Source organism: Mucilaginibacter sp. SJ, from assembly GCF_028993635.1.
GTDB lineage: Bacteria > Bacteroidota > Bacteroidia > Sphingobacteriales > Sphingobacteriaceae > Mucilaginibacter.
On the sequence record NZ_CP118631.1, the window covers coordinates 1,387,268 to 1,403,922 of the forward strand.

Annotated in this window: 7 protein-coding genes; all 7 read left to right on the plus strand. The window is 43.2% G+C overall.

Features of this window, described 5'->3' with window-relative positions:
• Window positions 1-6 precede the first annotated feature (6 nt).
• The 7 genes from MusilaSJ_RS05445 (at window position 7) to MusilaSJ_RS05475 (ending at window position 16,601) form a co-directional block, all read left to right on the plus strand.
• The gene (locus tag MusilaSJ_RS05445) at window positions 7-1,185 is read left to right on the plus strand and encodes a glycoside hydrolase family 88/105 protein (RefSeq protein WP_274989039.1); all 1,179 of its coding nucleotides are present in this window, start codon (window positions 7-9) and stop codon (window positions 1,183-1,185) included.
• 6 nt (window positions 1,186-1,191) lie between these two features.
• Window positions 1,192-2,199 (plus strand): pectinesterase family protein, encoded by a 1,008-nt coding sequence (locus MusilaSJ_RS05450; RefSeq protein WP_274989040.1) that lies wholly within the window; start codon window positions 1,192-1,194, stop codon window positions 2,197-2,199.
• 2 nt (window positions 2,200-2,201) lie between these two features.
• Window positions 2,202-3,848, plus strand: coding sequence for a glycoside hydrolase family 43 protein (locus tag MusilaSJ_RS05455; RefSeq protein ID WP_274989041.1), 1,647 nt, complete (start codon window positions 2,202-2,204; stop codon window positions 3,846-3,848).
• A 208-nt stretch (window positions 3,849-4,056) separates the two neighbouring features.
• Window positions 4,057-8,343 (plus strand): hybrid sensor histidine kinase/response regulator transcription factor, encoded by a 4,287-nt coding sequence (locus tag MusilaSJ_RS05460; protein WP_274989042.1) that lies wholly within the window; start codon window positions 4,057-4,059, stop codon window positions 8,341-8,343.
• Window positions 8,344-8,918: 575 nt separating this feature from the next.
• Window positions 8,919-12,302 (plus strand): SusC/RagA family TonB-linked outer membrane protein, encoded by a 3,384-nt coding sequence (locus tag MusilaSJ_RS05465; RefSeq protein ID WP_274989043.1) that lies wholly within the window; start codon window positions 8,919-8,921, stop codon window positions 12,300-12,302.
• A gap of 17 nt (window positions 12,303-12,319) precedes the next feature.
• Window positions 12,320-14,371, plus strand: coding sequence for a RagB/SusD family nutrient uptake outer membrane protein (locus tag MusilaSJ_RS05470; RefSeq protein WP_274989044.1), 2,052 nt, complete (start codon window positions 12,320-12,322; stop codon window positions 14,369-14,371).
• Between the two features lie 829 nt (window positions 14,372-15,200).
• Window positions 15,201-16,601 carry an EndoS/ChiA family endoglycosidase gene (locus MusilaSJ_RS05475; protein WP_274989045.1) on the plus strand — a complete coding sequence of 467 codons (1,401 nt, stop codon included), beginning with the start codon at window positions 15,201-15,203 and terminating at the stop codon, window positions 16,599-16,601.
• Window positions 16,602-16,655 lie beyond the last annotated feature (54 nt).

Consider the following 16,655-nt stretch of genomic DNA (forward strand, 5'->3'; position numbering starts at 1 on the left):
GCACCAATGATGAAAACCTTTTTACGCCTGCAAATACTTGTTTTTATATTATTAGTCCAAACGGTCTGTGCACAATCAGCCAGGCCCTATTCACAGCAAATGGCCCATACGGTGATGACGATATGGAAAGACAGCCTGCCAACAGGCAACAAATGGACTTATGATCAGGGTGTTATATTGAAAGGAATAGAAAATATCTGGCATCAAACCGGCGACAGGCAATATTTCGATTTTATAAAACACTGTATGGATAAATTCGTCCAGCCAGATGGCAATATTCGTACCTATAACCTGGCCGACCATAACCTCGATTTTATTCTCTGCGGCCGCAATGTGCTGATGCTTTACCGGCAAACACATGAGGATAAATACCTAAAAGCTGTGCAAACATTGCGCGAACAATTGCGTACCCAGCCCCGTACATTTGATGGTGGTTTCTGGCACAAAAAACGTTACCCGAACCAGATGTGGCTGGATGGGCTGTATATGGCCGAGCCGTTTTACGCCGAATACGCGGCCACTTTTCATGAGGATACCGCTTTCAATGATATTGCCCGACAGTTTATATTAATGGAAAAGCATTCGCGGGACGAAAAAACGGGATTGCTGTACCATGCCTGGGATGCATCAAAGAAAGAGCGCTGGGCCGATCCGCAAACCGGCCGTTCGCCAAACTTTTGGGGACGCGCCATGGGCTGGTACGGTATGGCGCTGGTTGACGCGTTGGGTCAATTTCCTGCCAATCACCCCCGCCGTAAGGAATTGCTGGCTATCCTGCAGCGTTATGCCGTAGCGGTGAAACGCTGGCAGGATCAACCTACCGGGCTTTGGTACCAGGTACTGGACAAAGGAAATGAAAAAGGTAATTACCAGGAAGCTTCGGTATCGTGTATGTTTGTGTATACGCTGGCTAAGGCTGTACGTCAAAAATATCTGCCGGCAAATTATATACCTGTAGCGCAGAAAGGGTATGCAGGTATTATTAAAAATTTTATCCGCACCGATGACAAAGGTCTTTTGGTGTTGGATGGCACTGTTCAGGTAGGCGGTTTGGGCGGAAAGCCTTACCGTGACGGCAGCTACGCTTATTACCTGAGTGAAAAGGTGATTACCAATGATGCCAAAGGTGTTGGCGCTTTTATACTTGCCGCTACAGAAATTGAAGGGTTGAAGGGAAAAAAATAATATCATATGAAAAAGGTCATACTTAGCTTGTTGCTACTGGCGGCTGTGGTTATTTGCAAGGCGCAGCCCGTTGCCAGGGTTTATAAAGAAATAACTGTGGCGCAGGATGGCAGCGGCGATTTTAAATCCATTCAGGAAGCAGTAAACGCGGTTCGTGATCTGGGCGCGGTACAGGTGCCCATCCATATCAAAAAAGGTATCTATCACGAAAAGCTGGTAATACCATCGTGGAAAACTCATATCTCGCTTATTGGTGAGGATAAGGAAAATACCATTATTACTAATGGTGATTATTCGGGAAAACCTGTACCCGGGGGCAAGGATGCCTTTGGCAGAGATAAATTTTCAACGTACACTTCGTACACAGTACTGGTTGCCGGCAATAATTTCAGGGCAGAAAATCTTACTATTATCAATTCGGCCGGCCGGGTAGGCCAGGCTGTGGCACTGCATGTAGAAGGCGACCGCTGCATTGTGCGTAACTGTAAGCTGCTGGGCAACCAGGATACGCTCTATACCGCTACCACTACATCGCGCGAGTTATTTGAGGATTGTTATATTGAAGGCACTACAGATTTTCTGTTTGGAGAAGCTACCGTTGTTTTCCAGCGATGTATTATTAAAAGCCTCGTCAACTCATATATTACGGCAGCAGCCACTACTTCTTTGCAAAAATATGGTTATGTGCTGATGGACTGTAAGCTCATTGCCGATGGATCGGTAAACAAGGAATATTTGGGCAGGCCATGGAGATCATACGCTAAAACGGTATATCTGAATACCGAAATGGGCGCGCATATCATTCCCCAGGGCTGGGATCCCTGGAAAGGCGATAGCATGTTCCCCGATAAAGAAAAGACAGCCTATTATGCCGAATATAAAAGCACCGGACCAGGCGCAAATCCCAAAGTCCGTGTAAACTGGTCGCATCAGCTTACAGATCAGGAAGCAAAACAATACACAATCAAGAATATCCTTGGCGGCAGCGATAACTGGGACCCGGAAGCTAAATAATTATGAAAAACACCATCTGCATGCTGGCTTTTACTGCCAGTGTATCTTTTGTTAACGCGCAGGTAAAATCTGTTGCAAAAAGTAACTATATATCTAAAGTATGGGTTGCCGACCAGGGCAATGGCACCTATAAAAACCCGGTGCTGAGTGCCGATTACTCAGATCCGGACGCGATACGGGTAGGCGATGACTTTTATCTTGTTTCATCCAGTTTTGAGGATATCCCGGGCTTGCCCATATTGCATTCAAAAGATTTGGTGAACTGGAGTATCATTGGCCACGCCCTGGTACGCCAGCCACCGTTTGATCATTTCGATATTCCCCGCCACGGTGATGGTGTTTGGGCGCCTGCATTACGCTATTATAAAGGTGAATTTTATTTGTATTACCCTGATCCGGATTATGGCATTTACCTTATAAAAGCCAAAACCGCGGCCGGTCCATGGAGCAACCCTGTAATGGTTTACCCGGGCAAAGGTTTGATTGATCCCTGTCCGCTGGTAGATGACGACGGCCAAATGTACCTTGCACATGGCTTCGCGGGCAGCCGTGCCGGTATTAAAAGTGTTATCGCTGTAAATAAGTTAAATGCAGATGGCACCAAGGTAACTGATGCCGGAGTAATAGTTTATGATGGCCACGAAACCGACCCAACCATTGAGGGGCCAAAAATTTACAAGCGAAATGGTTATTACTATATTTTCGCCCCGGCGGGTGGTGTGCCTACCGGATGGCAGCTGGTATTAAGGTCAAAAAACATTTATGGCCCCTACGAGCGTAAAGTAGTGATGGACCAGGGTAAAACAACCATCAATGGCCCGCATCAGGGGGCCTGGGTTACTACCCAAACCGGTGAGGACTGGTTCCTTCACTTTCAGGATAAAGAACAATATGGCCGCGTGGTGCACCTGCAACCTATGATTTGGAAAAATAACTGGCCGGTAATAGGCTCCGACAAAGATGGCGACGGCAAAGGCGAACCTGTACTGGTTTACAAAAAACCGGATGTTGGTAAAACTTACCCCATCGAAACACCGGTTGAAAGTGATGAGTTTAATGGAAGCACCCCCGGCCTGCAATGGCAGTGGATGGCTAACGCGCAGGCCAATTGGTATTATATGAACCCCGGTAAAGGAGCGCTAAGACTTTATTCAGATAAGATGCCCGACGGTGCCAAAAACCTTTGGGGGGCCGGAAATGTGCTGCTTCAGAAATTTATGGCCCCCGAGTTTGAGGCTACGACCAAAATGACCTTTACCCCCAACATTAAACTGGAAGAAAAAGCAGGTTTAACCATTATGGGTTTCAGCTATGCCGGCATAGCGGTTAAAAATAAAAAAGATGGCGTGTACCTGGTATTTGACCATTGTAAAGATGCGGATAAAGGCAACGCCGAAGAAGAAAAAACCATTGCTAAACTGGTTAAGCCAACTGTGTGGCTGCGCGTAAAAGTAAGCGCCGGGGCTAAGTGCGATTTTAGCTACAGTACAGACGGGCAAACATTCATCACTGCCGGCGAAACGTTCCAGGCCGAAGTAGGGCGATGGATAGGCGCCAAGGTCGGCATATTCTGTACGCGTGATACACAGATCAATGATTCGGGCTATGCTGATTTTGACTGGTTTAGGGTTACGCCTGTTGACAGATAACTTTGGAGTAATAAATTATTTGGAAGTTCAGTATGCACCGGGGATATGATAAGCAAAATAAAATTTATAGATTTAGCGATGTCGCGGCAACCCGCCGGTATAGCCTAATTGTAAGTCAATGTTTTTTTGAGGTAGAAATTATATGAAACTCAGGTGTTTTTTATGCATGTTTTCGCTTTGGTTATTAACCGGAGCTGCATTTTGCCAAATGCATTGCATAACAGAACATTACTCAACCGAAGACGGCCTATCCCATGATGTTATTACGTCAATATTCAAAGACCGGCAGGGATATATGTGGTTTGGTACCTGGGATGGGCTTAACCGCTTTGATGGGCGTAAATTTACCGTTTTCAAATCTTTAGCCGGCGACTCATCACAAATCAATAATAATCGTATCGATCAAATTACCGAAGACAATTACGATCATCTTTGGATCAAAGCTTATGATACCCAAATCTATCGTTTCGATAAAAAGACCGGGCGCTTTCTTTCACTTGCCATTATCCTCAACCTGAAAGAGAAGATCAATTTTGATAAGATCTTATCCGTGGACCAGGACGCTATATGGATCAGTACATTAAATAACGGAATTATTTGCGTTAGCGGGATCAATACTGCGGGAATGCGCTACAGATTGTATGCTCAAAACGCTACAACAGCGTCGACGCCGCCTTCAAAAAGATTTAAATTTTTTTATGAGGATAGCGAGGGAAAGAAATGGATTGGAGCAGAACGGGGCCTTATATGCCTTGAAAAACGGCAAAAAGGTGGCCACTACGAAATATCTGATTTAAATCAACACACAGAGGAAGCATTTACCTGTATTGCAGAAAGCAAATCACAGCTATTCTTCGGTACAAAAAGCGGCACTTTATACCTATATGATAAACAAGAAAAACAATTCTCAAAACAGCGGATTAGCAGTGCAGATATAAATGCGGTATTGGTTAACCGTAGCCATACAAAAGCTTATTTAACAACGGGCAGCGGCGAGCTGATATCATTTACCATGGGAATAGGCCTGTTATCCCGGGCGGTCTATCGCACCGGCGAATCACTACATAGGATTTTCGAAGATCATTCGGGCGCTCTTTGGATTGAGCCAGGCACAAAAGGGGTAGTCCGTTTTGATCCGCTAACTCAAAAATTCGCCATGTTCATCCAAAGAAATGATGCCAGGAACACCAATTTTGCAAATCATTTTAAGGTGATGGAAGATAAAAACGGCGTTGTTTGGTGTGTGCTCAGGGACGGCGGTTTTGGCTATTACGATAACGATTTAAAACAGTTTAACTATTTTTATAATGAGCCGGGTTCCAAGAGCCGCCGTTTTTCAAACCTTGTAACAACAGCGTATTACGATCCGGCCGGTATATTTTGGTTGCATACAGATGAACACGGCCTGGAAAAAATTATTTTCCCGCCAAACGTTTTTCAAACCAGTTTACTGAATAAATATGGCGATTTCCAATCAGATAACGAGGTAAGAGGAATTTGTGCCGACCGGCAAAACAGGCTATGGCTTGGGTTAAAGAACGGGCAGGTTTTAGTTTACAAAAACGGGAAACAGATACCGGTAACTTTCACAAATTTGGCAGGGCCAAATATTGGCGCTGTTTATTGTATTACCCAGGGCAGTAACGGAGTAATCTGGATGGGGACTAAAACAAAAGGCTTATATCAGGCTATACCTACAGATCCATCAGAACTTCATTACCGGCTGATAAATTATCACAACAACCCCTCCGATCCGGCATCTATTTGCAGCGACGAAATTTATTCAATAAAAGAAGATAAAGAAGGGCGCGTTTGGATAGGTACATTTGATAACGGGCTATGCTTGCTTAATAAAAAAAATGGCAATATATCATTTACGAGGCTTTCTGAAGCCGGTACGGGATATCCGCAAACATGTCTTAAAATAAGGCACCTTGCAACGGATGCCAGAGGCCGTTTATGGATAGCAGCCACAGGGGGCCTGGTGATCTTGAATTACAAAGACAGTAAACTTTTATACGAAACTTATAAGAAGATACCCGGCAACACTCAAAGCCTGGGCAATAACGATATCCAGCATATTTATCGTGATAGCGAAAACAGGATGTGGCTTGTAACATCCGGCGGCGGCCTAAACCAGGCGATTACTGACCCGCGGACCGGGCTGCAAAAGTTTAAAGCATACACCTCAAAACAAGGTTTGGCCAATGATTATATCATGAGTTGCATTGGCGATAAATATCACCATTTATGGCTGGCAACTAAAGCCGGTTTATCCATGTTTGATCTGAATACCCAAAAGTTTAAGAATTTTAACTCTTATGACGGGATTCCCAAAAAAGGCTTTTCTGAAAGTGCATGCCAGGCAACAACTGATGGTAAACTGGTATTTGGTGCAGTGAGGGGCTATATGGTTTTCGATCCGGGCCAGGTTAAGAACGATGCGATTAACGCGAATTTAGTATTAACCAACCTGCAGGTTAACAGCAGGGATGTGGCCATTAAAGATAGTACCGGGATCCTTGATCGGGATATTAACTATTCAGATGGTATTAAATTGACGTATAATCAAAATATTTTAAGCCTGGACTATGCTGTTTTAGACTATCGTTCGGTTAATCACCTAACCATCGCTTACCGTTTAAAGGGATTTGATAACGAATGGCATGATGCCAGCGATCAACAACGGGCCACTTATACTAACCTGCCGGCTGGCAACTATCTTTTCGAGATAAAATGTGACGATCCTGACAGGTTTATAAATATACCTTATAAAGGTTTGGCTATTACGGTGCTCGCGGCCCCCTGGGCCGCCTGGTGGGCATATGTTATTTATGCCATAATTATTGGTTTAATCCTGGCCGCTATCAGGCAAAATGCTTTAACTGTGCTGAAGTTAAAGCATAAGGTGGCTGTTGAGCAGAAAATGACTGAATTAAAGCTGGGTTTCTTTACTAATATTTCGCACGAATTGCGTACGCCGCTTACGCTTATCATCAACCCCATTAATGAACTTGTACAAAGGGCATACCTTAGCAGGGACGATCATCAATACCTGGCTATTATTCAGCGCAACGCAAACCGTATGGTCCGTTTTGTAAACCAATTACTGGATTTTAGGAAGGTCCAAAGCGGCAAGGCCAAACTAAACCTTTCGGCTATTGATATGGTCGGTCTTATTACCGATGTAGCCGGCTATTTTGAAGGGACACGGCAACAGAAAAATATTGAATTTGCCTTTAAAACGGATGTAGATACGGCGATGGTTTGGCTTGATCCTGAAAAAATAGAAACCGTAATATATAACCTGATAGCAAACGCCTATAAGTTTACTCCCGAAAGAAAAAAAATCACCGTCCATTTGCAGATGCGGGAAACCGGGGATATGATAATTGATGTTACTGATGAGGGTTGCGGTGTACCGCCCTCTGAAATTGACGGCTTGTTTGATCTTTACACTGAAGGCTCTAATACAGGGCATCTAAAGGGTACCGGCATTGGCCTGGCCTTGTCAAAAGAATTGATTGAGCTGCACCAGGGAACCATCAGCGCGCAGAACAGGGAACCTAATGGTTTTTTAGTACGGATAACCTTGCCCGTAAAGCCTGTTGCTGCAACCACTCCTGTTGCTGATACAACAGCAAGTACCTTGTTACAGGGATCCCCTATCGCCCTTAATAATAACCCAGCAGTTTATACAGAGCCGAATAGGCCTCTGTTGGTTTTAGTAGAAGATAATCAGGATATGCGCGAATTGATCAGGATGCAGTTAAGTGGCAGGTACCGTTTAGAGACTGCTGATGATGGTGTTGAAGGCTGGGAAAAAATATCGAAGCTACAACCTGATGTAATTTTAAGCGACGTAATGATGCCTCGAATGGATGGACTGGAACTATTGGAAAAAATAAGGAATGATGCCGCCACCAGCCATATCCCGGTAATATTACTCACTGCTAAAACAGCTATTGAAAGCCAGATCGCCGGTTTAGATTACGGAGCCGATTACTATATCACAAAGCCATTTGATACCGGCTTTTTATTAACTACCCTTAAAAGTATTATTGAACGCCGAACCAGATTAGTGAATGAAATGATGTCAGGACGGGCTATAGTGAGTTTAAATCCGGGGGATATTATTGTAACATCAAAAGATGAAATATTCTTAAAAACGGTGTTGGAGATTATTGACACAAGTATGGACAACCCTGATTTTAATATCGAGTCGGTTGCCGAGGTAATCAACATGTCCAGGCAAACCTTTTATCGCAAACTAAAAAGCCTTACTCAGCTTAGCCCTGTTGAATTTGTTCGCGACCACAGGCTTTTACGGGCGCAGCAACTGCTGGATGCCGGCAGCGACAATATCTCGCAAATCGCTTATGCCGTAGGTTTTAATAGTCCTAAATATTTTGCTACCTGTTTTAAAGCCAAATTCAATATTTCTCCTTCCGATTATCAAAAAACGTCAAAGTCATCTACCGAGATAATTCAATAACCTCATAGCAGCCGATCAATTCAGGATACCAGGACTACAGGTGTTCGGAAAGCAAGGTAAGGATTCCTATGCCTAAACCCGCACAGAGGCCAAGGGCCCAAAAACGCACCCAACTGCCTTTTAAGCACAAAACACATCCATATTGAACTAATTTTAAACCTTTTTGGCCAAATTTCAACCCTGCCGCGGGGCATATTTATATAGGTTTGTTTTTATCACAACCGATCACCTGATTTATATGGGCATCGATGCTGATTACTAATTATAACCAATATTAACCTTGCCGGCAACAACCAATAGCCGGCGCCTTAACTTTTTGCTATGAGAAAAATTTTACTTGTTTTTTTAAAAACTATTGCACGGCGTTTTGGTAATGTACAATCACAACACCCACCTAATCTTCGGTTCGGCTAAAAATGCATACTGCAGCTATACAGCCGGTACTGCATAAACTTATTGCAAATACATCACCGGCACTTCTTTACTGATAAAAGCATGCAGATCAATATTCGCTTTAGCCGCATTGTCAATTCAGTCCCATCCAATTTATAAACCAATTATCAAACCAATTAATAATGAATTTACCTGAACAATTATTATTCAATGCCGGGCACAGGCGACAAAAGATCCGGTTTCTTAACCGAAGCTTCGTGCTTAGTTTCTTTTTTTTGCTGGCGATGACCTGCCGGCTGTTTGCCCAGGCAGATAAAACAGTGAGTGGTACTGTCAGGGACGAACACGACCGGACATTGCCGGGTGTAAGTATAACCGTTAAAGGCACATCTACCGGCACTACTACCGATGCGAACGGCCATTACAGCTTAAAAGTTAAAGGCGGTTCGGGCACATTGATTTTTTCTTTCATTGGCTACGCGTCTATCGAAGAAAACATCAACAACCGGACAACCATTAACATATCGCTTGCCGGAATCCAAAAAGACCTGAACGAAATTGTGGTTATAGGTTACGGTACGGTTAAAAGGCGCGATTTAACGGGCGCTGTGGCTTCGGTTAGCGGAAAGGATATTGCCGCTACCCCGGTTCCTAACGTGGCACAAGCCATGCAGGGTAAGCTGCCGGGAGTAAATGTTACATCGCAGGATGGCCGCCCGGGTGCAGGTATTAACATCCGGGTACGCGGCGGAACGTCCATATCACAAAGCAACCAGGCATTGGTACTTATTGATGGTGTACCGGGCAATTTAAATGATATTCCCGGCGATCAGGTTGAAAGCATCGATGTGCTCAAAGACGCTTCATCAGCAGCCATTTATGGTTCACGCGGTGCCAATGGCGTAGTGCTGGTTACCACCAAATCGGCAAAAGCGGGCAAAACCAATGTAAGCTATAATGGCTATGCTAAAATCAATACGCCAAATAAATACTTACAAGCCTTAAATCCTTACGATTATCTGCAATATGTATGGGCTAACGCGGCTGCAAACGGAACTGCTTATCAAACGCCTTTTGAACAACTATATGGCCTGGGGGCAAATGCAGGCAACAATACCGGTGGAATAGAAAGTTACCGAAACCTTGCAACTGATGATATCCAAAAGCAAGCTTATAAACAGTCGGTATCATGGAACCATGCCCTAACCATAACAGGGGGCACCGACAAAACAAAAGTATTGTTCTCCGCCACCTACAGCGATGATGAGGGTATGAAACTGCAATCATATCAGCGCCGGGCAACAGCAGCATTTAAACTAACCCAAAAAATATTTGACAATGTAACGTTCGACATTAACACCCGCTATGCCAATACACCAACACTTGGTGATGAATCTGTTACCAGCGGCAGCGGCTCAATATTATCTTCTGCATATCGTTTTCGCCCCATTGCCACTAACCACATTTTAGGCAATGTGTCTGCACTAACAGCAAGCAATAACATATCGCAATATGGTAAAAACGCTTTGTGGGATAGCTATAGCCCTGTGGCACGTATCAGTGATTACAATCCGCTCAGCCTTTCGTCGAACTTTGTGGGGATAGCCTCATTGAATTGGGTGATCATTAAAGGCTTAACCTACCATACCGATTTTAGCGGAAACGGTACCTGGACACAGCGTAAATATTGGTCGGGCGCTACTTATAATGGCTATATCGACGATGCAACCGGTAATAAATTGTATGCCGGTAATGCCGACTATCGCAAAAACGACAGCTGGGGCCTGCGCTGGGCCAACACACTGGGCTATGAGTTTAATATTAATAAGGATAATAAAATCAGCTTATTGGCTGGTACAGAATTCTTCAATTCGGGAGGCACCGGTATTTCCATACAAGCAAATTACTTTCCGTCAAACTTTACCCAACAAACAGCCTTTGCTCAGATCAACCAGTACGACAGGACAAAAAATTCATTCGCGTTCTCATCTAGCGTAAATACTCCCGACCGTCTTAACTCATACTTTGCCCGTGCCATGTATAATTTTAAGGACAAGTATTTATTGACGCTCACATTCCGTGCCGATGGTTCTTCCAGGTTCGCGGCTAACAACCGCTGGGGATATTTCCCGGGCGGCGCGTTTGCCTGGAGGATATCACAGGAACCTTTCATGAAAGATGTTAACTGGGTAGATAATTGGAAATTTCGGGCGTCTTTCGGTGCCGTTGGTAATAATAATATCCCTACCGGGCTTAACACACAATCATGGGGTTCTGTAACAGATCCAAGAAACCAGTATGATATCAACCACACCACCCTGGCTGCGTATTCGTTGAGCAACCCTACTATTTTATCTAATCCAAACTTAAAATGGGAAACTACCATTACCCGCGATATCGGGACTGACTTTAGTTTGTTTGGTGATAAGTTATCGGGTACTGTTGACGTATACTGGAATACCACTAAAGACGTACTTACCCAAACCACTATACCCGGTGTTACCGGCTTCACCTACACTTATGCCAATATAGGGCAAATAAGCAACCGGGGTATAGAACTGTCGCTTTTAGGTACAATATTCAAAAACCAAAACTGGAGGGTTACCGCGGGTGGCAACATTACTTTCAATAAAAACAAGGTAGATAAGCTTGCCGACAACGTAACCGGGCTTTACGGTACAAACTGGGCAAGCAGTGCAACCTATCCGGCATCTGATTATCAGCTTGTAGTGGGCCGGCCCGTTGGCCTGGTTCGTGGTTTAACGTATGATGGCTTTTATACCCCTAACGATTTTACCTACAGCAATGGAATGTATACGCTAAACAGCGGGGTGCCCGATCTTACCAGCGTTTCCGGAGGTGTAGTGCATGGAGTTAGTACAGGCACTGATCGTCCAACCGGGCAGATCGCCTACCCGGGCCTGCCTAAGTATAAAGATTTGAATAATGACGGTAAGATAGATGATAAAGATCTTTCTGTTATCGGGAATACCACCCCGAAGTTTACAGGTGGTTTTAATATTAGTGTAGCATATAAAAATATCGACCTGGGGCTAAACTTCAACTACAGCGTTGGTAATGATATTTACAATGTGAATAAACTGGCGTCGTTATACGGCCCTAAAGAAGCTGGCATTTATGAAAATAAACTGGCTATCATGGCCAACGCCTACAAAATTTACAATGTTGTTAACGGGCAACTTGTAAGGCTAAAAACTCCCGATGAGTTTAACGCGGCAAACGTGAATGCAGATTTGCCTTTGGCGAACAGCGAAACAGGCGTTACATCAACCCTGGGTATTGAAAAAGGTTCGTTCCTTCGTCTTAACACGCTTACTTTGGGGTACACTGTGTCTAAATCTGCCCTGAAAAAAGTTGGCATAGGCGGGCTGCGCGTTTATGGCAGTGTTTATAACCTGCTTACCATTACTGGTTACAAGGGGCTCGACCCGGAAGTAGGTGTTAATGATAATGCCAATAATTCGCCGTACCCAACCACTGGTTTCGATTTTGGTTCTTATCCTCGCGCACGATCATTTGTTGTGGGTGTAAACCTCAATTTCTAACAGTTTAAACACAAAACATGAAAACATATATAAAATATATAGCCGCAGTTGCCTTGTGCCTATCTTTCACCCAATGTAAAAAAAGCTACCTGGATGTAACATCGCCGTCCAGTGTAGATGATAATTTTGTTACCACAACTACGTCAGAGACCTTTAAATCACTTTCCTGGTGTTATTCTAATTATCGTCAAAATTGCATTATGGGCGTTTACCGCTGGAATGATCCCGTTGGATCCGACGCGGAATATTATCCTGAAGATGGTTCTACAAATAACCTGAATGCCATTGGCCGCTCAGACCAGTTAGGGGTTGATGCCGTCGCGACCGGGTTTAACTCACTTTATCAAACGCTTGCGCTGGCCAGCAGGTTAGCTAATGTTATAGCCGCTAAAGACGCTTACAAAGCCGATGTTGCCGCTGGCAAAACCACCGATTGGACTCAACTGTACGGCGAAGCAATGACCATGAGGGCGTTCTGTTATTTTCAATTGACATTGCATTTTGGCGATGTGCCGTATGGCTACGAAAATACAAGTGTTAGTGATTATTCATTAACCTCACGCTTTGATATTTATGACAAATTGATAGATGGCCTTAAAAAAGCAGAGCCGTTGATGTACAGCATAGGCCAGGGTAATATCAACCAGGAGCGTATGTCGCGCACATTTTGTAATGCTTTAATAGGTCAGATAGCGCTTTTTGCAGGTGGATATCAAACTATACGTACTGATGTAAGCGGGTTGTACGGAAGCGTTACTTTCACCAAAAAGGGCACCGAAGCCAACAATTGCGTATATGCCCGCCGTACCGATTACCTTACTTATTATCAAACAGCAAAAACTTACCTGCAAAAAGCTATTGATAATAAAGGAACTGCCGGTTTGATCACCACCGACAGCAGGGGCGGAAACATTAACAACCCGTTCCAGCGCCACTTTCAGTATTTTAATGATTTAACCGTAAGTCCTGAATCAATATTTGAAATAGGCAACATACAAGGAGGTACACTGACAACCACCAGCGAATACCCATACGCCTTCGGCCGGCCATCTGATGGTGGCTCATCCGTTGCTGCACCTACAAAAACGTTTGGCGCGCTGCGTATTATCCCTACCGTTTATTATGGCGAGTATGAAAACGCGGATCATCGCAGAGACGCCAGCGCCACTGTTACAGCAAGCAATGGCGATGGAAATGAAAAAATGATCGCCTTTAAACCTGGCAGTAAAAGCCTGGGCGGTATAGCCACCAATAAATGGGATGATAACCGTATGGCCACTCCAAACGTAGCCTCTCAGCGGGCCTCGGGCATAAACTGGCCTATTTTGAGGATGGCTGATGTTATATTGATGCTGGCCGAGGTTAAAGCCGAATTGGGAGAAAATGACGCTGTTACTTTAGTTAACCAGATAAGGCAGCGGGCCTTTGGCAATACACTGCACAATATTAACCTTGCCGGTCAGGCGTTAAAAGATGCCATATTAGAGGAGCGTAAACTTGAGCTGCTTGGCGAAGGGACGCGCCGCTGGGACATGATCCGTTCAGGCACTTACGCTGAAAGAGCGATAGCGGTTCAACAGGAAATGGCCACGACCATCAATGATATAAAAACTCTTGGGTATCACCACTTTGCTAACGGTAACGATTTCCCGGCTTATATCTGGACCAAAAAGGTGGCATTAACTAATCCCCTAACTTATGATTGCGCAACAACAGATACCACAACTAACCCGGCTGCTTACCCTGCCTGGAGAGGGCAGTATAATTACAGTGCAAATGCAACTGTTGCCAGTAAAGTAGTTGGTACAACTCACAATGTAGCAATACAGGGCTTATTCCGCTATATTGACCCGGCCGGTGCAGAAGCCGCTGCTTTAGAAGCCGCAGGTTATACCAAAACTAACTGGGGTATTGATATGGCTAATGCTGTGACCGTATACCAAAGAAATATTCTTTCGGGCACAACATCTGCCGGTGACCCGCCACGGATTTATTGGCCCATCCCTTCTGAAACGATCAGCAAATCCAAAGGTAAGGTAACTAATGGTTACGGATTAGCACAGCAATAATTATTTGTTTTAGTCTCGTTTTTGCATAATGCAATTGTTAAACTATACTTAAAACAAGTAGCGCTGTATAAAAGTGACCATTGCACAGCTACGTGATACCGAAGACAGTACAAGCGTGTAAATCCGATTGTGCTGTCTTTTTTATTTGCGATAAATTGATATTCAATACATTTAATATACTGCATGTGATATAAGGCAAGAAAGCTTTCAGGAAAAGCTTTATCCGGTCAACTTTCTGATTCATTTTCTATTACTCTTTAATCATCTACCTATCTACCGATAAAATACATACTTATACATAGTCCTAATTTTCCATTAACTAAACCAATGTTAGAAATGGATTCTCTTAAATTGAATGATTTGTTTAGTAACTCTTTAACAAGCAAATGTTTATTAGATTTAATAAGCGATATTCCAAGACTATTCAATCATATAGAATATTTTTTTCTTAAAACAAGTAAAATATTACTTTATCATTTTCAATCATCAATAACAAGGTATATCTTTATAAATGAGGACATTTTAAAATATACTAAAGACTATTTTAAAGTTATATATATTAGTATATATAACTTTAAAACAAATGAAGCATTATTTTAGCTAAAACTTTTTCTAACATCACATATGAGATTTTTCTTTTTACCTTCTGATATTCAATTGGATTTAATGAATTGCAGCTCTGCTTGTTTTAAAACCATTGCAAAGTATTATGAAAATATTATTCTGTACAGCAGTTAAAAAATCAGGTAAAAGATAAGGTACTATACTCATTCCTACTTACCAACGAATAATTTACCACTAAACCAAACCATACATTAAATTACCTATTATGAAAAAATTGAATCGTTTAAAATGCATCCTTGCGTCAAGCTTGTTACTGTCGTTTGTTGCATGTAAAAAAGAAACAAAAGATTTAAGCACACCCAATATGGATGCTGTGCAAAAAAACAAGCTTGCTGGATCTCAGAATCTAAGCCTGGCCGCTACGGCATTGCCCGCAGCAGGACAAAACAAAGTAGCATATTATGTATTTGATGTTACCCCGGCAAATCAAGGCGTATTACCAATGACCACGTTTACGGATAAAGCGAATGTGGTGGTGGTGTTTGAAGGTACCTTATGGGAACTTACAGATACAGTGCATTATAATACCGGTTGGATGCAAAATGCATATTATAAAAATAAAAAACAGGTTCTTGCTGATATTCAAACATTACGTTCAAGAGGGGTAAAAGTATTGATGAATGTTGACGATAATGCAAACTGGAGTTCTGCAACTCCGTTCACCACTTACAACGGCACGGCTTATAATTATGTTCAATTCGCTTCATTTGTGAACGATTGTGTTAATACTGCTGGTTTTGACGGAATTTCACTTGATGTTGAGCATGGTGCTACCGATAACACAAATTACAGAAACCTGATCAAGGAGTTAGGCAAATATTTCGGTCCCTTATCGACAAATAGCACCACAAAAATGTATGTCGGTGCTTTCTATTCAGGTGGAGCTCCTGGTCCAATTTTCCGGGAAACTTCGTTAAGCCAATATTTGAATTTTGTTATGGATATGGGCTATTTTCAAGATAACACCTCGCGGTTCAACTATTGGGCTAACACGCTCGGCAATGCAAAGGTAATGCTTGGAATGTCTTACGATGATAACTCGCAAAGTAGTGCCGTAGCTCAGGCACAATGGCATCCAGATCCGGATAAGGCAGGTATCATGGTTTTTGCAGGTAATAAAAATAAAGTTTACACAGATGCCATTTTTTCTGCGCTTGAGGTTAATACAACACCGCCACCAAGCGGTTCAGATATAACTGATTATGCCGGTTCGCTTACAGCTCAATATCAAACTGGTTCGCCATCAGGTGAAGAGTTTACAAAAATCATTGATAACAACACAGCAACAAAATATCTTACCCAACATTCATCTGGCTGGGTGCAGTTCAAGCCAACTACTGCAGCCACCGTTGTTAAATATACTATTACATCAGCAAATGATGTTCCCGATCGTGACCCTAAAAACTGGACCCTGCAAGGTTCGAATAACGGCACCTCCTGGACAACCTTAAATACGCAAACCAACCAGACCTTTGCGTCAAGATTTCTTAAGAAGACTTATACCTTTACGAATACAACTTCCTATGCTTATTACCGCTTAAATATTTCAGCTGTACAAACAGGCAGTATTCTCCAATTCTCAGAGTGGGAGCTTATAAGAAATTAATGTTTTTTTCAAAGTACGCTACAAATGAACACATCTTTTGTAGCGTATTCCGAT

Coding starts and splice junctions, on each gene's coding strand:
- MusilaSJ_RS05465 (WP_274989043.1), top strand. CDS start 8,919: ATGAATTTACCTGAACAATTATTATTCAATGCCGGGCACAGGCGACAA.
- MusilaSJ_RS05460 (WP_274989042.1), top strand. CDS start 4,057: ATGCATTGCATAACAGAACATTACTCAACCGAAGACGGCCTATCCCAT.
- MusilaSJ_RS05475 (WP_274989045.1), top strand. CDS start 15,201: ATGAAAAAATTGAATCGTTTAAAATGCATCCTTGCGTCAAGCTTGTTA.
- MusilaSJ_RS05470 (WP_274989044.1), top strand. CDS start 12,320: ATGAAAACATATATAAAATATATAGCCGCAGTTGCCTTGTGCCTATCT.
- MusilaSJ_RS05450 (WP_274989040.1), top strand. CDS start 1,192: ATGAAAAAGGTCATACTTAGCTTGTTGCTACTGGCGGCTGTGGTTATT.
- MusilaSJ_RS05455 (WP_274989041.1), top strand. CDS start 2,202: ATGAAAAACACCATCTGCATGCTGGCTTTTACTGCCAGTGTATCTTTT.
- MusilaSJ_RS05445 (WP_274989039.1), top strand. CDS start 7: ATGATGAAAACCTTTTTACGCCTGCAAATACTTGTTTTTATATTATTA.